We start from the raw sequence: 24,016 nt of genomic DNA, 5'->3' as shown, positions 1-24,016 counted from the left end.
TTATAAAGTAAGGAGAATGGGAGATGGATATATACTTATTAATCGTCACGTTACTTGCAATTGCGATTGTTATTTTAGGGGTATCATGGTGGAAATGGCATGCATTTATTAGTTTAACAGTTGCGAGTTTGTTTTTAGCTATCATGTCTGGACTGAACTTAACGAAAATAGTGACTGCCTATGAAACTGGTGTTGGTAGTGTACTAGGGCATTTAGTTGGTATTTTAGCTCTCGGAACAATTTTAGGGAAAATGATGTCCGATTCAGGGGCCGGCATGCAAGTGGCAGATTTCTTTATTCGATTTTTCGGTGTAAAGAAACTACCTTGGGCTATGTTATTTGCAGGATTTGTTATAGGGATTCCAGTGTTTTTTGAAGTGGGGATCGTCATTTTATTACCACTTGTTATTTCCATTCGAAAAACGACGAAGCAAAATATATTATTAATTGCGTTACCTGTCATTGCAGGATTATCTATTGTTCACGGGCTCGTGCCTCCGCATCCAGGGGCGATGACAGCAATCGGTATTTATAACGCGAACTTAGGAAAGGTACTTTTATATTCATTAATTATCGCGTTACCAACAGCCATTATCGCAGGACCGATATTTGCAAAGTGGGTACATAAAAGGGTGATACCTGAAAATGAACCAGAGCTTATTCGGGTTACGACTGTCTCAACTGATTTGCCAAGTCGTAAAGTTTCATTCTTTATTATTTTACTACCAGTTGTATTGATGATTTTATCAGTAGTTGCACCATATATTTCATTACCGAAAAAATTGACTGAATTTTTCGTGTTTATAGGAAGTCCAGTAATCGCCTTACTTATTTCATGTTTCGTAGCATTTTATTTACTTGGTATCAAACAAGGTATTAATAAAAAGATGATTAAAAAATTAACAGATGAAAGTTTATTGCCTGTCGGTTCTATTATTTTAATAATTGGTGCAGGCGGTGGATTTAAACAAATATTAATTGAAAGCGGCGTTGGAACAGCTATTGCACAAATGGCAGAACATATTTCGTTATCACCAATCGTATTAGCTTTCATGGTAGCTGGTTTAATTCGAATTGCAACAGGTTCAGCTACAGTAGCATTAACGACAGCAGCAGGGATTGTTTCACCAGTTATTCAGCACATGTCTGGTGTGAATTTAGAGCTTCTCGTTATTGCAACCGGTGCAGGTTCATTAATGTTTTCTCACGTAAATGATGCAGGGTTCTGGCTTGTAAAAGAGTATTTAGGTTTGACGGTGAAGGAAACGTTTAAAACGTGGACGGTACTCGAGACATTGTTATCATTTATTGCATTTGGTTTTGCTCTTTTGTTGAATATGTTTCTTTAGGAGAGGAGATCAGATTTAAACGAATAAAACCTACAGAGGAAATGTAATTTCTCTGTAGGTTTTATTCGTTTTTTGTGCTTTCTATTACTTAATGGAACGGACATACTGATCTTCTCCATCGTCTTTGACAAAGACTCCTAGCTCATTCAAATCTTTGCGTAAATGCTTCTTTTTTTTAGAGTTTCCTTCTCGAAGGGCATTGCGTCTTTCATACAAAATAGTATTTATGCTTTTATTAAATCGCTCATCCTCTAATTTCCATAAGCTATACTCATGTTTATAAGGATCTTGTTCCACCCAGGGGAAGCCGTGCATTAAGAAAGTATCTTTAATTTTGCTTGGGGTAATGTCAGATGTTTCACGTAACCATTCTCGGTCTTCTTGATCAATGATAACCACTTGACGCTTATCTACAAAAACGGCTTTTACATTTAATCTGGTGATTTGTTTCTTTTGATCGTCCTTATTCACGTGAATGCTTTCCGAAGTAATGTTCATTTTTAAAGCTTCACTATAAATAATTAAAGAAAATAAAATTCCTGCAATAACACCAATTAGCATGAGGATAATAGGAAGCCAGAAGGGATTAATAAAATTTAAAAGTTCTATAATTTTTGAATCAGAAAAGAGAGGAATCTTTTTTATAATCTCTATTAATTTAGGTGAAAAATATCCAATAATTCCTAAAAGGATTGGGCTTACTATAGCAAGTAATTTTTCTAAAAAACCTAATCCAATGACAGATGCCTTTTTCATGTGTAGTTCATCCTTTCATATATATTTTTTTAATCAAGGCATGTTTTAAACAGTGAGTTTCTTCACCATTTTTATGAGCTCATCTGAGTAATTTTCTATGGATATAGATGAATTTGCCTTCAGCATTCTTTCTTCGATTGCTCCTAAAATAAATGAAGCTAATGTGTCGGTTTGGAAAGAATCGGAAAACACGCCATTTTGTTGACCAGTCTTCAAAATATCTAATAACATCGTTCTAAGAGCATCCTCCTCTTCGTCGTCTTCGATTCTGTAATAAGGAACGTTCTCTTCATTTCTTGCATTAAAGACAATCTCAATTAAGGCAATATTATTTTTGTAATGAGTTTCTTGATAAGCCAAATGCGCTTCAATAAAAGCCTCTAGTTTATTTATTTCAGATTGAGCTAATAGCACTCGATTACTAATAAATTCATGTTGCTTGGCAACTAAAAATTGTAATGTGCGATTCATAAGGTAAAGCTTATCATTAAAATGATAAGAAATAAGTCCGGTACTAATCTTAGCCTTTTTTGCCACCTTCGTTAAGCTTAAGTTGTTATATCCAACCTCTTCTAATGTATCAATACATGCAAGAATAATTTGTTCACGCCTAGCCTCTGCAATAAAAGAATCAGTCACGCTATTCAACTCCTAATTTATATGATTTGAATGTATAATCAAAAAATTGATTGGTCGTTCAATTAAATATTAGTAAGAAATTAAGAGTATGTCAAATGTTTTATGCTTACATCTGGATAAGGCTCATTCGCTTTTTAATAAAGCCCAATTCCTAAAACAAGCCCGTTTTTAGGTAAGCCAAGCTTCCTATTCGCCCTGAAAACATAATATAAATGGAATCCCCTCATTTAGAGCAAGGTGAACTTGTTATGAATGATACTAAAGGAGGAATAGGGTAATGAGCGAAAAGTGTGAACACAGACATGATGATTGTAACCGCAGACATGGTTGCGGAGGCGGTTTTGCGCTTCTAATTGTTTTGTTTATTTTATTAATTATCATCGGTGCTAGCTGCTTCGGCGGAGGCGGCGGTTGTGGCTATGGTGGTTATGGCGGTTATGCTGGCGGCTACGGCGGATATTGCTGCTAATTATTAAAAACTATTGAAAATAGCCTTGTGCATATTGCACAAGGCTATTTTATTCATATTTTTATATGCTGTGATAATTTATTAATGTAAAGAGAACGGATTAAGAAGAAGAAAATGATCTCGATAATCCCGAAAAAGGTGAGTACGATACATGTCTCTTTTAATAAGGAGAAAGAAAACATGCTTTGTAAAAACTTAACTGCAAATAATGTGTGAACACCAGCAACGACATAAGGAACGAAAAATAAAATTCCTAATTGAATCGTTGCAGAGCGAAACATTTCTGATTCAGTTAAGCCAAGCTTTGTAATCGTAATATACTTTTGTCTTTCAGTTGTTAAGTCATTATACATACGGAAATATAAAACACTAGCTGCTCCGATAAAGAAAATAAAGCCGAGAAATGCCCAAATAAAGAATTGAGCGACTGCATTTCCTTTACTATGAACGAGTTCATCCGTAGCTGTATAAATATAAAATGGTTTAATGAAATCTTCTTCATTTTTATGTGCTTCATACAAGGTTTCTGCATCATGATTTAAGCTTTTTAATATATTTTTTGTTGGGACAATTGCATTTTCCCAATTTTCCACGAAGTAGTTATAGACTGTAATTGTTTCAATATGAGGAATCATATTTTCAATTACTTCATCTTGCATCACAATTAAGTGAGGTAATGCAAAGGGAGGCTCAATTCCTCTATTAATAAAACCTTTAATTTGAAATTCCTTTTTATTAGAGCCAAGTGTAATCGTGTTCTGCTTCGCAAATGGGTTAGACACGAGATTTAATAACACTGGTGAATAGCGAGAAATATTATAAACTTGTGAAGAATCGAGAGTGATTTTTGGTCTGTTTAATTGCTGTGCTATTGCGTTATAATCACTCATTTTCATAATGGCAATTGATTCTTTTGAAGCTGTATCTTTTAAAACGGTAAACTTATATTTGTCATATTGAAAATTAGCATTTGTAAGTTCAGTTTCAATCGTAGTAATATGCTTTTGTTCAAATGCATTAACACCTTCTGATGTATAGGTGAATGGTATTGGATATCGTTCTAGTATGGGTGCTTTCGTATTATTGTTTGCAGCAAATAACCCGATAATAATTGTAAATGCAAGTGCAGATAGCATAGAAACAATAAAGAGTACATTAATATTACTGCGTGTACGAGAAACTAAATCTGAAATCCATAACATATTTATTTGTTTTAAATAAAACTTTCTTCGTTTCTTTAAAATATAGATAAAGAGAAGAAATGTTTGTGAAAAAAATAAATACGTCCCAACTACTACAAGCGGTAAAATAGATAGCATAATTAAGAATACAGATCCATTTTGTGCATTTTTTTCCGTTATGTAGCCTTGCGGATAACCAGCAATATAATAGCATAGTCCTAAACAAGTTAAAGCAAATAGTGAAATCAGTATAGATGGTTTTTTTTCGCTCTTCTCTTTGTTAACGCCCTTAATAAGCTTCGTTGTTTTTCGAGTACGAATAAACATTGGTGTAAATGTAGAAACGATTAAAAATAAGATGATAAACGTTACGGTTGTAACGATAATCGCTTCTGTTGGCCAATATAAATAGAGACCTTTCGCGTTTGTTAATTTCGAAGTGACTAATAAGAAAAAGTTAGAAAATACAAGTCCACCTTGAATGCCGATAAAGATAGACAATATCCCGATTATCATATTTTCAGTAAATAACAGTCTCTTTAATTGTCTCTGTGAGATACCGAGAATGGTGAGTATCCCGAATTGCTGCTTCCGTACATTTAAAAATGTTCCAATTGAATATAAGAGAAAGAAGAACGAGAACATAACAATCACAAGCTGTGCTGTACTAGCTAAGTTCATTAGAGGATCACGTTCTTGGAAACTTTGTACACTTTGTAACCGCGGGTGATACGCGTATACAGTAAATGAAAAGAAAACCATGATAGAAAACGCACTACTTACAAAGTAGGCGAAATATGCTTTCGAATTACGTGAGACATTTTTAAATGCGAATTGCCAAAATGTCATCCACGTCTTCCTCCTAATAATGCTAAAACATCTAATATTTCTTGATAAAATTTCTCACGGTACAATCCGCGGTGTAGTTCATTGTAAAGCTCTCCATCTTTAATGAAAATAACACGGTTACAATAACTTGCTGCAAACGGATCATGGGTAACCATTAAAATCGTTGCATCTTCTTCTTTATTTAATTTCGTAAATAGCTCCATTACGTCAATTGCCGCTTTTGAATCTAAGTTTCCTGTCGGTTCATCGGCAAGTAGAAGTGAAGGATGATGAATGACAGCACGTGCTACTGCGGTACGCTGTGCTTGTCCCCCGGAAACTTCAAAAATACGCTTGTCCAAAATATGATCAATTCCAAGCTTTTTTGAAATGTTATCAAGCTTTTCATCCATTTCTTTTAATGGAACATTATCTAATGTTAAAGGTAGTACGATATTTTCACCGATTGTTAGTGTATCTAGTAGGTTAAAGTTTTGGAAAACAAATCCTAACTCTTGGCGGCGGAAAATAGCTAACTTCTCTCTACGAAATGTGTGCGGTTTTTTTCCGTTAATCACGACATCACCAGAAGTCGGAGAATCGATTGTAGAGATAACGTTTAAAAATGTAGATTTCCCGCTACCAGATGGTCCCATAATGGCAACGAATTCACCTTTATCCACGTGTAAATTTATATTTTTTAAAGCAGTATGAGGGACTTTTCCCTCATATACTTTTGAGACGTTTTTTATGTGTAATACTTCTTCCATAGTAATCACCTTTCTACTTTTTAAAACTTAATGTGTTGTGATAATTTTTGCATATAAAAGGAACGAATTAAAAGGAAAAATAAAATTTCAACTGTTCCAAAAATCATAAGTACGACTGTAATTTCAGCGAAGAACGAGAGATGTAATATTTCTTGTAGCATCTTTGTCGCAAACATCGTATGGATTGATGCCATAATGTAAGGCACGAAGAAAAGAATCGCAAGCTGAATTGTCGCTGAACGTTTCATTTCAGTCTCAGTTAAGCCAATTTTCGTAATCGTTATATATTTTTCTTGCTCATTTGTTAAATCTGTATACATTCGGAAGTAAAGAACACTACCAGCACCGATAAAGAAAATAACACCTAAGAAAGTACCAATTAAGAAGAATGAGGCAACATTTAGTTTTTTCTTATATAGAGAATCGCTCGCTTCACTTGCATGGAAAGGTGGGTGCTCTGCTTGAATTGCTGCATTATCGTTATGGATTTTTGTTATAAACGATGAACCGATATTATGTGCTTTTTCCCAATCTGTAACTTTGAAGTTATATACACTCATTTGTTTGGAAACTGTGGATAAGGCTTCTACATTTTCATCAGATAGTATGAGTAATTGGTATATTAAGCTGTTTGGGAATGGGCTATAACTTTTATATTCTTTCACTTGTAGTTGTAAATTGTTTTGAGTAAGTGTAAGAGTATTTTTCTTTTCTTCATTGTGAAGTGTTCCAATAACTTGATCATCTAAGTCTTTCATAAGAATATAAGATTCATTCTTATTTACCGTGAGTTTTTCCAAATTTAATGCTTTAGCAAGTACATTATAGTCACTTTGTTTAATTGCGTAATAGAGCTGCGTGTTATCTTCAGCTGAAGATACCTCATATATATCCGTTTTAAATTTTGTATAAGTAAAGTGCCCTTCATTAAATTTCTGCTCTAACCAGTTTAAATGTTCATCAGCTAATGTATTTTCAGTATGCGATAAATACGTAAACGGGAAAGGGTTTTGTCTAATTGCATCAAACTTTGTAAATTTCCCAAAACCGTATAAGAATGTAATCATTGTAAAAGCGAGTGTTGATAGCATCGCTACAATAAAGAGCATGTTAATGTTTGTCCGAATGCGCGCTGCTAAATCCGAAATCCAAAGCATATTAATTCGTTTCATATAAAACGTTCTTCGCGTTTTTAAAATACGAATAAGTAAAAAACTAATTTGTGAAAAGAAAAAGTATGTTCCAGCTGCAATAAGCGATGGGATGACAAATATACTAGAGACGGCATATAAAAGCCCAATGATGTCACCTAGCGACATAAAATACAACGGATTTGCGGCTAACGCATATCCACATATTAAACACGTCGCACCAAATAGAGAGATGAGCACGGATGCTTTTCTTTCTTTTTGTTGTGTTCCTTCTTTTAAAAGACGTACGGCTTTTCTCGTACGAATGAGCATCGGTGTAAAAGATGATACGAGAATGAAGAGCCCAAGAAAGATGATGATAGTTAAAACGATAGCACTTGTAGGCGGATATAAATATAAACCAGGTACGTGTGTAATTTTGGCGGTAACTAATAAAAAGAACTGTGAAAAGACAACTCCAAGTTGAATGCCAAAAAATATAGAAAGAGCACCAATTAACATATTTTCTATAAATATGAGTCGCTTTAATTGTTTTTGAGATATGCCAAGTACTGTTAAAATCCCGAACTGTTTTTTTCGTACTTTTAAAAACGTCCCGATTGAATACAGTAAAAAGAAAAATGAAAAGAACACAATGACAACTTCTGAAATTGTCATTAATATGTTCAGAGAATAATTTACGTCTGTCATATGCAATTTAGGATGAAATAAATAAACTGCAAATGAGAAAAAGATTGCGATGGAGAACGCACTGCTTACAAAATAGGCGAAATAAGCTCTGGCGTTCCGCGTCACGTTTTTAAATGCAAACTGCCAAAATGTCATTTGCCTAGCCTCCTAGTAGGATGAAGAGGAAAAGGATATAAGAAATACCCTTTCCCCCTACTAAATACATGCATAAAATTTAACCATTTGTATACTCTGATAACTTTTGCATGTAAAAGGAACGAATGAATAAGAAAAAGACGATTTCAACTACGCCAAAAATAATAAGAACAGCTGAAATTTCCTTGAATAGTGATAAGGCAATTACGTCTTGAAGCATTTTTGTTGCGAACATTGTATGAATGGACGCCATAACGTACGGAACGAAAAATAAAATGCTAAGTTGAATGGTTGCAGATCTTTTCATCTCTGCACCTGTTACCCCAATTTTTGAAATTGCTACATACTTTTCTTGTTCGTTCGTTAAATCTGTATACATTCGGAAGTAAAGAACGCTCCCTGCTCCAATAAAGAAAATGACACCTAAGAATGTCCCGATTAGGAAGTACGCGGCACTACCAGATGTGATTCTGTATAATGAACCTGCTGATTCATAGGAGCGAATAAGAGGGCCTTCGTATTGGAATTTCTGTCGATCTCTTTGTATTTTTTTCATAAAATCATCAGCAATTTCATAAGTCTTTTCCCAATTTTGTACGTTATAATTGTACGCTGTTACGTGTTTTGTTGTATTTGGTAAGTTGTTTACAACAGCGTCAGGTAAAATTAAAGTTTGGTATGAAAAGTTAGATGGAATGGCCCCTACTTGTTCATAGCCCTTTACTTGTAATTGCGTATTTGTACTAGAAAGTGTAATAGACTTTCTATTGTAGCTTGGCTCAAATTCGCTGAATAAGGTTACATAAGCGCTACCTGTTAAGACATATGCTTCATTATCTTTCATGAATAGTTGTTTCATTTGCAGGGAAGCTGCGAGTTTATTATAGTCACTTTGTTTTATTGCGTATATGTCATTATAAGCTGTTATGCCTTCATCTTCTTTCAGTGGTGTTTCATATAAATCAGCTTTTATTTTTTTATAAGAGAAATTCTCTTTTCGTAATTGTTGTTCAAGCCAATTTAAATGATCATTCACAAAAGGATTTGCGTCATAAGAAAAATAAGAGAATGGAAAAGGTGAACTTCGCGTAACCTCTAGCTTTGTAAACTTTCCGACTCCATATAGAAACGTAATCATTGTGAAAGCAATTGTAGATAGCATCGCTACAATAAACAGCATATTAATATTCGTTCGGATGCGGCTTGCTAAATCCGAAATCCACAGCATATTAATCCGTTTCATATAAAACTTTCTTCTTTTCTTTAAAATATAAATAAGTAAGAAACTAATTTGAGAAAAGAAAAAATATGTTCCGATTGTAACGAGCGTTGGAATGACGAAAATACTTGAAACCATATATATAACGCCTACTTGCGAGTTTATTGAGAAGAAATATTTAGGGTTTCCAGCTAAAATATAACCACCTAATAAACAGATAGCACCAAATAGAGAGATAAATATGGATGGTTTTCTTTCCTTTTGTTTCCTACCATTAGTTTTTAAAAGGTTTACTGTCTTTTTCGTACGAATTAGCATGGGTGTAAATGAAGATACAACGATAAAGAGACCAAGAAACACAATCATTGTTAAAATGAAAGCATTCGTAGGGATATATAAATATATCCCTGGTAGATGTGTAATTTTCGCTGTTACTAATAAGAAAAACTGCGAGAAGACAAGTCCAAACTGCATGCCGAAAAAGATAGATAAAATACCAATTAACATATTTTCAGTGAAAATGAGCCGATGTAATTGCTTTTTTGATATACCTAAAACGGTTAACACACCAAATTGCTTTTTCCGAACTTTTAAAAACGATCCGATTGAATAAAGTAGAAAGAAGAACGAGAACAAGACAATGATAACTTCTGAAAATATCATTAATCCTGAAATTTCAGAGGTCATGTCAAAGTTTTGTAATTTCGGATGGAATAAGTAAACAGCAAACGAAAAGAACACAGCAATGGAAAAGGAGCTACTTACAAAGTAAGCAAAATAAGCTCTTGAGTTGCGCGTGACGTTTTTAAATGCAAATTGCCAAAATGTCATAGATTATACCTCCGGCTAGAAGATATAGAAGTAGTTGTATTGCAAAAAATGTATGAGAGTGAGTTCTCATACATTTTGCTTGCATATGTTACGATCATGCTTCGGTCACCTTCTCCGTATGTTCTGCTTGATTATTTGCAGCGTTGTGGAAGATGATTTTAATCGTCGTTCCTTTACCAACTTCAGAATCTAGTTTGGCAGAGTGACCTAAATAATCACAAATTTTACTTACAATATAAAGTCCCATACCAGTAGATTCTCCGAACGCGCGACCGTTTTTCCCAGTGTAAAATGGTTCAAATACTCTTCGAATATCTTCTTGCGGAATACCAACACCTTCATCGCGAACTTCTAAAATAATATCTTTTCCGTTTCGGTAAGCAGATAAGAATACTTTCTTTCCGCGTTCCCCAGAGTAACGAACAGCATTTGTCATTAACTGATAGATGATAAATTTTAGCCATTTCGCATCAGAAGCAACTTTTAAATCAGAATGGACTTCTAAAACAGGGAAGACACCATTACGAATGAATAGTTCTTTTAATCCGTTAATATTTTTTGTTACCGTATCTTTTAATGAAATCGTCTCGACATGGAAATCTTCATGGAAGTTATTTAACCTAGCCATGTATAAAGCCATATCAAGCCCTTGGTTTAGACGCTCTAATTCTTTTTTAAACTTTGGAATTAAATGCTCGTCTTCCATTTCTAGCACCATAAGCTGCATAACAGAAACAGGTGTCTTCATTTGATGTACCCAATGGTTAATGAATAATTGATGTTCTTGTTGTTTTACTTCATACGATTGTAGTTCTTTTTGGAATAAACGGTACTGCGTACGTACGAGTTCATTGACACCGTGAGGCATCGGAGCAGTTGCTCTTTCAATAAACGCATCTTCCATTTTTTCTGGTTGCTCACTTAATCTATGGTACATTCTACGATTGCGAACGTAACGATAAGCGAGGAAACAAATAAATAAGTATAGGCTTAAAACGACGAAGTAAAATTTATTATTTTGAAATCCGTCTACTGCATCATAAAGAACGAAAATGATACCGAAGTTTAATACGTACAGTAGAAAAAATGCAAAATGATCACGTAAAAATAGCTTCATGCTTATTCACTCCAAGTTGCGTTAAAGCGATATCCAAGTCCACGTACTGTTTCAATAGAGTTCTCAATGCCAAGCTCATTAAACTTTTTACGAAGACGTGTAATGTTTACGTTTAATGTATTTTCCTCAACGAAACTTTCGTCATCCCAAAGCGCAGCTAATAAATCTTCACGGCTCGCTGTACGAGGGAATTTAGATAATAACATTTCTGCTAAAATTGCCTCTTTCTTCGTTAAAAGAACTTGTTCAGATCCAAAATGAATTTCTGGACGTTCAGGGAATAGTTTTAAACCTTCTACTTCAACGATACGTTCAGAAATATTTGGTGCATAATCACCGTAAATACGGCGTAATTGTCCTTTAATTTTTGCCATTACAACGTCGTAGTGGAATGGTTTTGTAATGTAATCATCCGCACCGCTTTCAATTGCCATAATTTGTTCCATCTCACCAGCACGCGCTGAAATGAAAATAATTGGACAAGTAGATTCATGACGAATTTGACGGCACCAGTAGAAACCATCGAATTTCGGTAAGTTTACATCAAGTAAAACAAGATGTGGTTTCACTGCGTTAAACGATTCCATAATATCATCGAAATTCTCCGCTACCACAGCCTCATAACCGTACTTCTGAATGTGAGATTGCAGTAATGATGAAATATTTGGATCGTCTTCAACGATTAAAATTTTATACATATGTATATTCCTCCTCAAAAAAACAATTGTAGCTATAGTGTATCATGTGTTTCAAGTCTTTTCATTATGTTGAAAGATAAGCTAGTAAACAGTATAGGTTAAAAGTGAGAAAAGTAAAAAGGGCGCTGGATGAAATTGACAAATAACGGTAATTGGTTTAATATTTAGATAAATATCTAAATGTCTAATTATCGAAAGGAAGAAAGACATTGAATCAAGCATTCAAAGCATTAGCAGATCCAACAAGGCGAAAAATTTTAGACTTATTAAAAGAAGGCGATCTAACCGCTGGTGAGATTGCTGAACATTTCAATATGACAAAACCAAGTATTTCACACCACTTAAATGCACTTAAAAATGCTGAACTTATTCAAGATGAAAAGAAAGGGCAATTCGTTATGTACTCTTTAAACACAACGGTCTTTCAAGATTTATTGACTTGGGTGTTTACATTTACGAATAAGGGGGAAGAGGGGAAATGAAAAAGCATCTTTTTGCAATCTTATTAATTGTTATAACTTGTTTAGCTTGGGCGTTTGCTTGGCCACATTTACCGGATACAATTGCAACGCATTGGAGCGGCGGTAAAGTAGATGGATATTCTTCTAAATTGTATGGAATGCTTTCTATGGTTGGAATTATGATTGTTTTATATATTTTTCTAAACGTGTTACCAAAGATTGATCCAAAGAAAGCGAACTACGAGAAGTTTTCTAAAGCTTTTATGATGATGAATAACGGGATACTACTGCTACTATTTGTAGGGAATATAGATATTATTACAAGTGGATTAGGATACAATTTATTCATTAATCGCGTGCCGGAATTATTAGTGGGTATTTTATTTATAGTCATCGGAAACTATTTACCACAATGTAAACCAAACTACTTTGTAGGTATAAAAACACCGTGGACATTAAGTAACGAAGAAGTGTGGAGAAAAACGCAACGTTTTAGCGGAAAGGTGTTTGTTGCATTGGGGATCATTATGATTTTAAGTGTTTTTGCACCAGTGGCGTGGAAATCTTTCGTAATGGTTGGAATTATTATTGGTGCAGTAGGATTAACGATGGGATATTCATATATTGCTTATAAAAAAGAAATAGGGGCCTAATAAAAAATTATGGGGGAGAGAGGATGAAAAGACACGTAGTACCATGGAGTTTAATTATTGGCATTGCAATTGGATGGTATATTGTATGGCCATATTTACCAGAACAAATTCCACGCCATTATAATGCAGCAGGAGTAGTAGATGGATATTTTTCTAAAATAGAAGCAAGTTCATTCTCGATAGGTAGTATGGTAGTGCTCTATATGATATGGCTAGTTTTTGGATTCATAAAAGATAAGTCTACACAGCAATCCAAAGTTCTTTCAGCGATTAATTATGCCATTCTCTTTATCGGATTTGGATGTAACATATTTGCACTATTAGCAGCGTCTAATTATATTGCATCGGGCTCAATTGCATTTAATTTTGGACTTGGAACATTGTTTCTTGTACTAGGTAATTACATGCAACAAACGAAGCCGAACGGGTTAGTAGGCATTCGAATGGACTGGACATTAGAAAATCCTGTAGTTTGGAGAAAAACACATAGATTTGCTTCGAGGGTATTTGTAATAGGTTCACTTTGTATATATGCCGGGGCTTTGCTTCCAGATCCATTTAATATTTTTATGGGGATTGGAATCATATTAATATGTATTATCGTATCAACAATAAAGTCATATAGTATTTATAAAGAAGAGTTGAAAATGTAAATAAAGCTGCTTTTCCTTTTAGGGAAGAGCAGCTTTGTTTTTTTATCACTTCTTCAAAACCGGTATCCAAATTTCACTTTTAAAGTTTGGAGAAGATATGTCTTTCTGTTCATTCCACAATACTTCCGGTCCTTCCGCTAGTTCATAGTTCGAAGAAGGGAACCATTCAGAATAAATACGCCCCCACACATTTTGTAATGCATCAGGAAATAGACCGACAGCTTCAAATATAGCCCATGTTGAAGCTGCGACTTCAAGTTGCGCGAATTGCTCTGGACAATCCTTTGTTGTGGCTACTCCAATGTAGTGATCGAGTTCGCCTTTTTCCTCCATTCTTCCTTCAGAAAAGTTAGTAGAAGCACTAATAATTCCATTCGGTTCCATGTTTGAAAGTGACTTTAACATTTCAATGGACTCTGGATTTAAACTTTTCCACATAGAAGCAATTTCTTCATTTACACCATTAAAAACGATTGGTACTCGTTTTGTAATACCTATAATTCGAAATGGCTCTTTTTCTTCAATTCGATAATTCATTTCATTTCCTCCTTGAATGGATAATTGGAAGGTCATTGGTGAATAAGCCTTCAAAGAATGGCTACTATTTCGGGCTTCTGAAGGTGTTATACCGTGCAAGTTTTGAAATGCACGAGCGAATGAATCTGGTGAGTTGTATCCATATTTTATAGCGATATCAATGACTTTTACATTGCTGTTTTTTAGTTCAAAGGCAGCGAGAGTAAGACGTCTACAGCGAATATAATCAGATAGTGATATACCTGCTAAAAACGAAAACATTCTTTTAAAGTGATACTCAGAACAAAGAGCTAGCCTCGCAACTTCTTTAAAATCAATTTCATTCGTAAGGTTATCTTCAATATAGCGCATTGCAGCATTCATATTTTTAAGTGAATCCATATTATGACCTCCTCTGTACATAGAATAGCAGGAACGAAATAGCTCCATCCGACATTTCGTGCACAACTTTGTAGGTGCATTTTTTACCTTACAAAATTGTAATGTTCCTGTAAGGAGAATGAATGGATGGTATGATATCCCAATGTTATAGTAACAAAGTACTTTAATTCATTACGTTAACTTTTTGATTTCTTTACTTATGTGCCTTACATAACTGTCATGTTTGTGTAAGAAACATCGATAGTGGCAAGAGTAGAGAGTGTATATAGTTGAAAATAGAGAATAGAAGAAATGAGGGATGTCGAGATGAAAACAGTATTAGAAGCAAAAAATATTGAAAAAGTATATGACACGGGTGGTAATAAATTTGCAGCGTTAAAAGGTATTAACTTACAAGTAAAAGAAGGTGAGTTCGTTGGAATTATGGGACCTTCTGGTTCTGGTAAGACGACTTTACTAAATGTTCTTTCTACAATTGATAATGCGACGAACGGTGAAATTTTAATTGATGGAAAAGATATTGTGAAAATGAATGATGATAAGTTAGCATTATTCCGCCGCGATCATTTAGGCTTCATTTTCCAAGATTATAACTTATTAGATACGTTAACAGTGAAAGAGAATATTGCTTTACCACTTGCGTTATCAAAGGTGAAAGCGAGTGAGATTGATCGCCGCGTTCTTGAAATCTCAAAGAAATTTGGCATTGATCATATTTTAAGTCAGTTCCCATATCAAGTATCTGGTGGACAGAAGCAGCGCTGCGCAGCATCACGTGCAATCGTTACGAATCCAAGTATGATTTTCGGGGACGAGCCAACTGGAGCGCTTGATTCTAAATCTGCAACAGATTTACTTGAAAGTATGAAGTCATTAAATGAATATGATAACTCAACAATTTTAATGGTAACGCATGATGCATTTGCAGCAAGTTATTGTAAACGAGTTATTTTCATTAAAGATGGTGAACTATATAAAGAATTGCACCGTGGTGAATCAACGCGTAAACAGTTCTTCCAAAAAATTGTTGACGTAATGTCTTCTATTTCTGGAGGTATGGCTGATGACCTTATCTAGCATTGCCCTCCGCAACATACAGCGGAACTTTAAAGACTACTTTGTATATTTCGCATCTATGATTTTTAGTATCGTTATTTATTTTACATTTAAAGCACTGCAATATAATTCACAAATGGAAAAAGCAGCAGAAGCTTCTAAAAAGATTAGCGGAGCGTTCCAAGTTTCCAGTGTGATGCTTATCATTTTCGTAGCAGTGTTCATTATATATTCGAACGGATTCTTTACACGTAAACGTAAAAAAGAAGTTGGCTTATATTCGTTATTAGGTATTCGTAAAAGACAAATTGGTAAAATGCTCTTTTATGAAAATATGTTAATGGGATTAATGTCATTAGTAATCGGGATTGCGATTGGTAGTGTCCTTTCGAAATTATTCCTTGAGTTATTAGTAAATATGATGGGATTAAATTTAAATGTTCATTTTGAAGTACCGATGGCTGCTATTATTGATACAGCAATTATTTTCTTTGTGATTATTTTATATACATCACTTCAAGGATATCGTTTAATTTATCGCTTTAAGTTAATTGAACTTTTCCGTGCAGAACGTGAAGGAGAAGCAATGCCAAAAGGATCTGTCATCATGGCATTAATTTCAGTTTTCTTAATCGGTTCAGGTTATTTTTTAGCGCTAATGTACATGAAAGCAGTTATGTATGCAGACTTTATGGTCGTTGCATTATATATTTTATTAGCGACAGTAGCAGGGACTTATTTACTGTTCATGTTCTTCACAGTATTTGTATTGAAACGTGCAAGAAATAATAAGTCAGCATTTTATAATGGTATGAATATGGTAACGACATCGCAGTTACTATATCGTATTAAAGGAAATGCGAAATCATTGGCGACAATCGCTATTTTAAGTGCAGTTACATTAACAGCGGTTGGTACGTCAGTTACGATGTATTACAATACATTTACGCAATCAAAAGTTGCTGCGCCGTATAGTTATTCCTATGAGAAAAAAGATGCAGCATTAGATAAAAAAGTAAATGAAATACTTGCTGGAGAGAAGAATAATCACCCAGTCACATATGAATCAGAAGTTGAAATGATTCCTGTGAAAGGAACATTTAAAGGTGAAAGAGCTGATCAAGTTCTGAACACACACTATAATGTTACGAATCAGTACCAGCTTATTTCTCAATCAAGCTTTAATAAACATGTGAAACATTTAGATGTAGAACCTGTAAATTTGAGTGCGAATGAAGCTTTCGTATATGATAGCTTATATATTGAGAAACTTGATTTTGGTCCTCTTTATACAGGAAATACAGCTGTATTCCCTGTTGGAAATGAGTCAAAAGAATTAAAAATTAAAGGTGTAAATAATAGAAGCCTTACAAATTTAAATGAACTATTTGTAATCGTTCCTGATAAAACATATGAGCAAGTGAAACAAGTAAACGAAACGCGTACTGTAAAAAATATTGATGTAAAAGGTGAGCGAAATAGTAAAGAGTTAACAGCAAAATTAGCAAGCATTATGCCAGCTGGAGAATCAGAAGTTTTAAAACCATTTAACGATTTCTATACAGGATTCCAAATGGGGCTTGAAACGACAGGCTTAATGATGTTTATTGGGTTATTCTTAGGATTAGTATTCCTATTAGCAACAGGCTCAATCATTTACTTTAAACAATTAACAGAAGCAAGTGCTGACCGTGATCGTTACATTGTCCTTCATAAAGTTGGTGTAACGAAGCAAGAAATGAAGAAAGCTATCGCAAAACAAGTAAGCTTTATCTTCGCTATTCCGTTAGTAATCGGTATTTTACACAGTTTATTTGCACTAAAAGGTTTATCAAATATATTACCATTTGAAATTATGATTCCGCTTCTCATTAGTATTGGAGTATACGGTGTCATCTATATTGGATATTACTTCTTAACGGTTCGTTCTTATTATAAGATCGTGAGTGCGAAGTAATAAGGGGCAGCTATCGCTACACGCGATAGCTGTTTTTTTTATTCTTCATAAAATCTTAAGAAACTTCCTCAATTTTTATTAAGAAACGATAGTTATACTTAGACACAAGTTAAAAACTATCGAACGAATGAGGAGAGGTTTACATGCAGCTCATTACATTTTTACATGAATTTATAAAGCATCCAAAACATACTGGTGCAATTGCGCCAAGTTCAAAAATATTAGCAAAGAAAATGGTTGATGTAATTGATTTTAATAAAGCGAAATGTATTGTAGAGTTAGGGCCTGGCACAGGGGTTTTTACGAAAGAGATTATGAAGAGAAAAAAGAAGGAAACGATATTTCTTCTTATTGAAATTAATGAAGTATTTTTCAAAGAATTAAAAAGAAAGTTTAAAGATGAGCAGAATGTCATTGTTGTACACGGTTCAGCTGAAAATATAAAGAAGTATATGGGGGAGCACAATATAGAATGCATTGATTACGTTTTATCAGGGTTGCCTTTCACTTCTTTACCAGAAGAAGTTTCAAAGCGCATTTTAAATAATGCGATGGAAGCGATACATGAGAATGGTGAGTTCATTACATTTCAATATTCACTTGTGAAAAAAGGGTTTATACAGCATTTCTTCCCTGAAATTACACTAGAAAAAGTATGGCTTAATTTCCCGCCAGCCTACGTCTTTAGTTGCAAAAAAGAACTAAGGAGAGCATATGCATAATGGAATTACATGAATTATTATCTTATATTGAACAATACGGTTATTGGGCTTTATTTTTCTGTTTATGGTTAGGGATTATCGGTATGCCAATTCCAGATGAAATGATTGTTATGAGTGGTGGTTTCGTATCTTCAGTAGGTATATTAAGTGTTGTTCCTTCATTCGTATTAACATATTTAGGTGTTGTATCAGGGCTTTCTTTAGGATATATATTAGGGAAGGTTTTTGGAACGAAGGTACTCCATAAATTAATGAAAAAGAAAAAAGCGAAGTATTTGATGAAATCACAAGAAATGGTTGATAAATACGGACAGTACGCGTTAGTTACAAGCTATTTCATACCAGTTGTAAGACATATCGTACCGTATTTAGTTGGGATGAATAACATGTCATTTCGGATATATGCTTTGTATTCCTATACGACAGGATTTGTTTGGACACTCGTTTATTTTGTGCTCGGTTCTTTATTTGGACAACATATTGAAAGGATTGTAGCAGCTGCGATAGAGTATGGTTTGTATTTTGGCGGGAGTATTGCATTGATTGTGAGTGTGTTTTATTTTTACAGACAAAAAAGAAATACAGTGATGAGTAAATAAAGGAGGCGGCAGCCTCCTTTTATTATTAATATGGCTTTATTTATCGAAGTGCTGATGCAAAGCCCTGTGACATTAAGAAAAAGTTAAGAAACCGCACGAGTTTTTATTAAGAAATGCTCTCTATACTTAGAAAGGTCTTATAGAAAAACATAATGAAAGGCGGAATATAGATGAAAAGATTTATTTTAGGATCATTACTTGTCATCATAGCAGGAGCGGCATATTTGTTAAATGGGAGTGCTACAGTAGATTCCATGAATCCGTTTCTTAAATTAGAATATCGTTATGCGGTAATTGATAACGATGGAAAAGATTTAGGTGGAAATAAAGGCCGTGCATACACAGTGAACACATATGATAAGGATGGAAACGAAAAAGAGATAACAATTGATGGAGTGGATACATTACAAAAAGGTTCCTACTGGCATGTAATTACGAGAGGAAAGTCTGTGCACGATAAGGTACAAATAGATGAAGAAATAATTCCTGATGGCGCGAAGGTGAAGTTAGGATTGTAAGTATAAACCCGGTTCTAGATGAGAGAATCGGGTTTGTTATTTTATGGTAAAATGATAAAGGGGGAGGGCGAGAGGTATGCTACTCATTGTTAGCCTTATATTAATTGGGATTATGTGCAGTATGAGAATAGTATCCTTACATATGATAGAGCGACAAATGATAGAAGAGCGATATGTATATTGCCCAAAATGTGATGCGAAAATTAGAAAAGGGAATTCGGCTCCTTTTTGTTCGAAATGTAATTTAATATTTTAACTATATTAAATCCAAAATCAATTCTTATGATTTTGGATTTTTCTTTTTAAGAAAATATTAAGAAACCCCATTACTATTTGTTAAGAAAATGTATCTATACTGAATTCTGTTGCTTAAAGAGAACATCACGAATTATAACAGGAGGTACAAATAGATGAAAACAATGTTAGAAGCGAAAGGGATTTCGAAAATATATGATACAGGCGGGAATACGTTTGAAGCGTTGAAAGATATTCAACTGCAAGTGAAAGAAGGAGAGTTTGTCGGTATTATGGGACCGTCTGGTTCTGGTAAGACGACACTTTTGAATGTTCTTTCTACTATTGATACGGCTTCAAAAGGTGAGATTTTAATTGATGGAAAAGATATTGTGAAGATGAATGATGATGAATTGGCACTTTTTCGCCGTAATCATTTAGGATTTATTTTTCAAGATTATAACTTATTAGATACGTTAACAGTGCGAGAAAATATTGCATTGCCACTTGCTTTATCAAAGGTGAAGGCGAGAGAAGTAGAATCTCGCGTTGAGGAGATTGCAAAGAAGTTTGGGATAGATCATATTTTAAATCAGTATCCGTATGAAGCTTCAGGCGGACAAAAACAACGCTGCGCGGCATCAAGAGCGATTGTAACAAATCCAAGTATGATTTTTGGAGATGAGCCAACTGGTGCGCTTGATTCGAAGTCAGCGACGGATTTATTAGAAAGTATGAAGACATTAAATGAAAAAGATCTTGTAACGATTTTAATGGTAACGCATGATGCGTTTGCGGCAAGTTATTGTAAACGAGTTGTATTTATTAAAGATGGAAAGTTATATAAAGAATTACATCGCAAAGAGATGACAAGAAAACAGTTCTTCCAACAAATTATTGATATGATGTCTTCAATCTCTGGGGGTGCGGCAAATGAGCTTATCTAGCATCGCCCTTCGTAATATAAAACGAAATTTTAAAGATTATTTTATATACTTTGCTTCCATGATTTTTAGCATCGTCATTTATTTTACGTTTAAGGCGTTGCAATACAATTCACAAATAAGTGAAGCTGGAGATAACATTGGACGAGGATTCCAGCTTGCGAGCGTAATGCTCATTATTTTCGTTGCAATATTTATTATATATTCGAATGGTTTCTTTACACGAAAGCGTAAGAAAGAAATAGGTCTTTATTCTTTACTCGGTATTCGAAAAAAAGAAATAGGTAAAATGCTGTTTTATGAAAATATGTTAATGGGTTTATTATCATTAGTAATCGGAATTGTAATTGGTAGTTTACTTTCAAAAGGGTTCCTAAAGCTACTTTTAAATATGTTAGAGCTACATGTAAATGTTCATTTTGAAGTACCAGTTGGAGCGGTTATAGATACAACAGTTATTTTTTGTCTCATCATTTTATACACATCGTTTAAAGGATACCGCGTTATTTATCAATTTAAGTTAATCGAGCTATTCCGTGCAGATAACGAAGGCGAAGTCATGCCAAAAGGTTCGAAAATAATGGCTTTCATTTCTTTATTATTAATTGGATCAGGTTATTTCTTGTCAGTAACGGCTATTAAAAATGTGAGCGGTGATAACTTTATGCCCCTTGCACTTTACATTTTATTAGCGACAGTACTTGGAACGTATTTATTATTTATGTTCTTTACCGTTTTTGTATTAAAAAGAGTGCGAAATAAAAAATCCGCATTTTATAACGGAATGAAAATGGTTACGACGTCTCAGTTACTATACCGCATTAAAGGAAATGCAAAATCGTTAGCAACAATTGCCGTATTAAGCGCAGTAACGTTAACGGCGGTTGGAACTTCTGTAACGATGTATTACAACACATATATGCAGGCGAAGAAATATCATCCAGTTAGTTATTCTTATGAAAAGAAAGATATGGAATTAGATCGTAAAGTAAATGAGATTTTAAAAGAAGGACAGAATGAAGTCATTCATCAATATGAATTAGAGACGGTAAAAGTAGTAGGAGAATACGGTGATGGCACTTCATTACAATCAAGAACAACAGAACTTATCGCGCAATCATCATTTAATACAATCGCAAAATATTTAAATGAAGAAACTCTAGATTTAAAGAAGAACGAATTGTATGCATTTGATGGCATGTACAGTGAAGGTAAGAGAGATAGTGGCGTATATAAAAATCGAAAAGCTACATTCCCAATTGAAGAAGTAGCACCAGTACAAGTGAAAGATGTACAAGCAAAAAACATTACAAACTTATATGAACTTCTAGTTGTCGTTCCGGATGAAGTGTATGAGCAAGCAAAGAAGACAATTGGCTCTCATACTGTGAAAAATATTGATGTGAAAGACGAAAGAAATAGTAAAGTGTTAACGGAGAAATTAAAGAAAGTAATATCGGAAGAAGATGCAGAAGGAAGAGAGCAATTCAGTGACTTCTATACAATATTCCGCAGCGGTATTGAAACGTCAGGGTTAATGATGTTTAGTGGTATATTCTTAGGACTTGTATTTTTACTTGCAACAGGCTCTATTATTTATTTCAAACAATTAACAGAAGCACATGCAGATCGTGAACGTTACATCGTTCTTCGAAAACTCGGTGTCACGAAAAAAGAAATGAAAAAAGCCATTGCGAAGCAAATGAGATTTATCTTCTTTATTCCTTTAGTAGTTGGTATATTACACACTTTATTTGCGCTCAAAGGATTAGCGACAGTTATTCCGTATGAAATTGCAGTTCCGTTACTAATTAGCATCGGGGTGTATAGTGTTATTTATATTGGTTATTATTGCTTAACAGTTCGTTCTTATTTCAGGATTGTTAGTAAATGAAAATAAGGTATACAGTTTTTGAAAAAGCGAAAGAGAGCGTAGTGAAAATTATGTTCTCTTTCGCTTTTTTTAGTTAAAATGAGGTGTGCATGAAAATGGTATTTAAATGGAGTGTTATTTCTTTCTATGGGAATGGGTTGGCTTGAAATTGATTAAGGCGTATTAACAAAGATGTTTCATCATGTTAGTGAAGTGGCTTGGAAGTTAAACCATAAAGTGCTACTGATGAACGATAAAGGAAAAACTGTATGGATGTTAACCTTTTTAGAGAAAGATATCCCATTATTATGAAGTCTTTCGCAGAGATGGATCGAGAAGTTTTGAGGGTTTTATTACCTGATGAAAGAGGGATTCTTCCTACGAGTCCAGAGTGTGATAAATGTTATAAGACTCAATTGGATGATATCGAGGAGAGTTGATAAAAAAGAGCTTGAAACTATTCAAGCTCTTTTTTTATCACTATTTATGTCCTAAAATATGCTCAATCTCATGCAAACTTAATTTACTTGCCTTAGCAATCGTTTCAAGTGGTATACCAAGATCATACATATTCTTAATCATTTGAAATTGCCCCTGTTGGACTCCCTCTTTTCGACCTTTTTCAATGCCCTGTTGAATGCCCTGTTGAATGCCTTTTTCAATACCCTTTTCAAGCCCTTTTTTAATTCCTTGTTCCATTCCTCTTTTAATTCCTTCTGTCTCTGCATGGGCGAATTTTGCTGCTTCATCCATTAAAACTTTCTCCCTTGCGTCATAGGCTTGTCGGAAAGAAGAATCCTGACTCATACGTTCCCATTTATTTATTGCTTTTTGTAAAATAGGGTCTTGGTTCATAGCAATATCCTCCAATAGTTTAGTTAAGTGCTCATCCTCATTTGCTGAAAGCAATAAAAGCCAACGAACAAATGGATCTTTCCACGGATTTACTTTTTCTTCATGCCATTGTTCAGTTAACTTTGGAATTTCTATAATGCGGATTTCTATGTCTTCACTCAGGATTTTTTTTTGTTGTGTATTCCATAATATGCTCGTTGTATGGAAGGCTGGGTGTTCCGAAAACATTACGAAGTTTAGTAAGTTTATGGTGATGGTTTTGTGAAGTGCACTGTAGGGCATCCCTTTTTGTAGTTGAGATGTGTATAGTCTTCCCCAATAATATAAACTGCGTTTAACCATATCGTGATTATTATTGAGTTGTATTTCTACATTGACTTTTGTTCCTGTGTCTAATGTCGCTGAAATGTCTAAAATAGATAACTTATCCTCTTCATATTCCCTGTGTAAATGTGGATCTTCTAGTTGTAGAGAAGCAATGGGCGACTCTAAAGACTCTTGTAACATAGCATTTAAAAATGCAATTAGAATATCTTCGCTACCATTCGTACCAAACAATTGTTTAAATGCAAAATCAATGCGTAAATTAACTAACTGTTGGTTGAACAAAGTTTGTCCTCTCCCTTATATGAAGGTGCTTCTTTCCTTCATTGTACATAAAAAGAACTAGAGTATGCAAACAAGCCATTCTTCTATTTTTTAGTAGTTTTATTAGAATGTCACAGGTAAGTATGGTTATG

The 24,016-nt window shown here is 34.2% G+C and carries 23 protein-coding genes; 13 read left to right on the top strand and 10 right to left on the bottom strand.

The annotated features are described in order from the left end of the window. The first annotated feature begins 23 nt into the window (after window positions 1-23). A complete protein-coding gene (gene gntP / locus C3Y97_RS24490) occupies window positions 24-1,349 on the top strand; it encodes a gluconate permease GntP (protein ID WP_136363686.1) in 1,326 nt (441 codons plus the stop codon). Window positions 1,350-1,433: 84 nt separating this feature from the next. Here the strand turns inward: gntP and C3Y97_RS24485 are convergent, their stop codons facing one another. Continuing rightward, window positions 1,434-2,105 carry a YqeB family protein gene (locus C3Y97_RS24485; RefSeq protein WP_000710350.1) on the bottom strand — a complete coding sequence of 224 codons (672 nt, stop codon included), beginning with the start codon at window positions 2,103-2,105 and terminating at the stop codon, window positions 1,434-1,436. A gap of 45 nt (window positions 2,106-2,150) precedes the next feature. Continuing rightward, window positions 2,151-2,744 carry a TetR/AcrR family transcriptional regulator gene (locus tag C3Y97_RS24480; protein WP_000132248.1) on the bottom strand — a complete coding sequence of 198 codons (594 nt, stop codon included), beginning with the start codon at window positions 2,742-2,744 and terminating at the stop codon, window positions 2,151-2,153. 277 nt (window positions 2,745-3,021) lie between these two features. Between C3Y97_RS24480 and C3Y97_RS24475 the strand changes: the two genes are divergently transcribed. Beyond that, the gene (locus tag C3Y97_RS24475) at window positions 3,022-3,213 is read left to right on the top strand and encodes a YjcZ family sporulation protein (RefSeq protein ID WP_001290392.1); all 192 of its coding nucleotides are present in this window, start codon (window positions 3,022-3,024) and stop codon (window positions 3,211-3,213) included. Window positions 3,214-3,266: 53 nt separating this feature from the next. Here the strand turns inward: C3Y97_RS24475 and C3Y97_RS24470 are convergent, their stop codons facing one another. The 6 genes from C3Y97_RS24470 to C3Y97_RS24445 form a co-directional block, all read right to left on the bottom strand. Then, window positions 3,267-5,243, bottom strand: a complete 1,977-nt coding sequence (locus C3Y97_RS24470) for an FtsX-like permease family protein (protein WP_000144951.1) — start codon at window positions 5,241-5,243, stop codon at window positions 3,267-3,269. Beyond that, window positions 5,240-5,992 carry an ABC transporter ATP-binding protein gene (locus C3Y97_RS24465; RefSeq protein WP_000393250.1) on the bottom strand — a complete coding sequence of 251 codons (753 nt, stop codon included), beginning with the start codon at window positions 5,990-5,992 and terminating at the stop codon, window positions 5,240-5,242. The genes C3Y97_RS24470 and C3Y97_RS24465 overlap by 4 nt, the downstream gene beginning before the upstream one ends. A gap of 20 nt (window positions 5,993-6,012) precedes the next feature. Further along, window positions 6,013-7,968: an ABC transporter permease gene (locus C3Y97_RS24460; RefSeq protein ID WP_000145009.1), complete on the bottom strand. Its 1,956-nt coding sequence runs from the start codon at window positions 7,966-7,968 to the stop codon at window positions 6,013-6,015. A 79-nt stretch (window positions 7,969-8,047) separates the two neighbouring features. Beyond that, the gene (locus tag C3Y97_RS24455; protein WP_000145047.1) at window positions 8,048-10,018 is read right to left on the bottom strand and encodes an FtsX-like permease family protein; all 1,971 of its coding nucleotides are present in this window, start codon (window positions 10,016-10,018) and stop codon (window positions 8,048-8,050) included. A 94-nt stretch (window positions 10,019-10,112) separates the two neighbouring features. Next, the gene (locus C3Y97_RS24450) at window positions 10,113-11,135 is read right to left on the bottom strand and encodes a sensor histidine kinase (RefSeq protein ID WP_121868473.1); all 1,023 of its coding nucleotides are present in this window, start codon (window positions 11,133-11,135) and stop codon (window positions 10,113-10,115) included. 2 nt (window positions 11,136-11,137) lie between these two features. Continuing rightward, the gene (locus tag C3Y97_RS24445; RefSeq protein WP_000276738.1) at window positions 11,138-11,833 is read right to left on the bottom strand and encodes a response regulator transcription factor; all 696 of its coding nucleotides are present in this window, start codon (window positions 11,831-11,833) and stop codon (window positions 11,138-11,140) included. A 209-nt stretch (window positions 11,834-12,042) separates the two neighbouring features. Between C3Y97_RS24445 and C3Y97_RS24440 the strand changes: the two genes are divergently transcribed. From C3Y97_RS24440 to C3Y97_RS24430, 3 genes are read left to right on the top strand one after another with little or no spacing between them, the layout of a single operon-like run. Then, window positions 12,043-12,315, top strand: a complete 273-nt coding sequence (locus C3Y97_RS24440) for an autorepressor SdpR family transcription factor (protein ID WP_001070523.1) — start codon at window positions 12,043-12,045, stop codon at window positions 12,313-12,315. Beyond that, on the top strand, window positions 12,312-12,947 hold the full coding sequence (locus C3Y97_RS24435) for an SdpI family protein (protein WP_136363685.1): 636 nt from the start codon (window positions 12,312-12,314) through the stop codon (window positions 12,945-12,947). The genes C3Y97_RS24440 and C3Y97_RS24435 overlap by 4 nt, the downstream gene beginning before the upstream one ends. A 23-nt stretch (window positions 12,948-12,970) precedes the next feature. After that, window positions 12,971-13,600 (top strand): SdpI family protein, encoded by a 630-nt coding sequence (locus C3Y97_RS24430; RefSeq protein ID WP_000820683.1) that lies wholly within the window; start codon window positions 12,971-12,973, stop codon window positions 13,598-13,600. A gap of 45 nt (window positions 13,601-13,645) precedes the next feature. Here the strand turns inward: C3Y97_RS24430 and C3Y97_RS24425 are convergent, their stop codons facing one another. Further along, on the bottom strand, window positions 13,646-14,518 hold the full coding sequence (locus tag C3Y97_RS24425) for an AraC family transcriptional regulator (protein ID WP_136363684.1): 873 nt from the start codon (window positions 14,516-14,518) through the stop codon (window positions 13,646-13,648). Window positions 14,519-14,824: 306 nt separating this feature from the next. Here C3Y97_RS24425 and C3Y97_RS24420 point away from each other — a divergent pair, with 306 nt between their 5' ends. From C3Y97_RS24420 to C3Y97_RS24385, 8 genes are all read left to right on the top strand, one after another. Next, window positions 14,825-15,595, top strand: coding sequence for an ABC transporter ATP-binding protein (locus C3Y97_RS24420; RefSeq protein ID WP_000859655.1), 771 nt, complete (start codon window positions 14,825-14,827; stop codon window positions 15,593-15,595). After that, on the top strand, window positions 15,582-17,531 hold the full coding sequence (locus tag C3Y97_RS24415; protein WP_000176150.1) for an ABC transporter permease: 1,950 nt from the start codon (window positions 15,582-15,584) through the stop codon (window positions 17,529-17,531). Before C3Y97_RS24420 ends, C3Y97_RS24415 begins: the two co-directional genes overlap by 14 nt. 143 nt (window positions 17,532-17,674) lie before the next feature. Beyond that, window positions 17,675-18,253, top strand: a complete 579-nt coding sequence (locus C3Y97_RS24410) for a class I SAM-dependent methyltransferase (RefSeq protein ID WP_001176066.1) — start codon at window positions 17,675-17,677, stop codon at window positions 18,251-18,253. Further along, the gene (locus C3Y97_RS24405; RefSeq protein ID WP_000418943.1) at window positions 18,253-18,852 is read left to right on the top strand and encodes a DedA family protein; all 600 of its coding nucleotides are present in this window, start codon (window positions 18,253-18,255) and stop codon (window positions 18,850-18,852) included. Before C3Y97_RS24410 ends, C3Y97_RS24405 begins: the two co-directional genes overlap by 1 nt. A gap of 170 nt (window positions 18,853-19,022) precedes the next feature. Then, on the top strand, window positions 19,023-19,370 hold the full coding sequence (locus C3Y97_RS24400) for a YxeA family protein (protein WP_000819386.1): 348 nt from the start codon (window positions 19,023-19,025) through the stop codon (window positions 19,368-19,370). Between the two features lie 76 nt (window positions 19,371-19,446). Continuing rightward, the gene (locus C3Y97_RS24395) at window positions 19,447-19,626 is read left to right on the top strand and encodes a hypothetical protein (protein WP_000924676.1); all 180 of its coding nucleotides are present in this window, start codon (window positions 19,447-19,449) and stop codon (window positions 19,624-19,626) included. A gap of 154 nt (window positions 19,627-19,780) precedes the next feature. Further along, complete coding sequence (locus C3Y97_RS24390) at window positions 19,781-20,551, top strand: ABC transporter ATP-binding protein (RefSeq protein WP_000855633.1); 771 nt, start codon at window positions 19,781-19,783, stop codon at window positions 20,549-20,551. Beyond that, complete coding sequence (locus tag C3Y97_RS24385; RefSeq protein WP_000059440.1) at window positions 20,538-22,442, top strand: ABC transporter permease; 1,905 nt, start codon at window positions 20,538-20,540, stop codon at window positions 22,440-22,442. Before C3Y97_RS24390 ends, C3Y97_RS24385 begins: the two co-directional genes overlap by 14 nt. Before the next feature lie 459 nt (window positions 22,443-22,901). On the opposite strand, the gene C3Y97_RS24380 is transcribed toward C3Y97_RS24385, so the two are convergent. After that, window positions 22,902-23,885, bottom strand: a complete 984-nt coding sequence (locus C3Y97_RS24380; protein ID WP_000483115.1) for an Rpn family recombination-promoting nuclease/putative transposase — start codon at window positions 23,883-23,885, stop codon at window positions 22,902-22,904. Between the last annotated feature and the right edge of the window lie 131 nt (window positions 23,886-24,016).

The organism is Bacillus sp. DU-106 (assembly GCF_004799705.1).
GTDB classification, from domain to species: domain Bacteria; phylum Bacillota; class Bacilli; order Bacillales; family Bacillaceae_G; genus Bacillus_A; species Bacillus_A cereus.
This window is presented reverse-complemented; position numbering and strand designations above follow the sequence as displayed.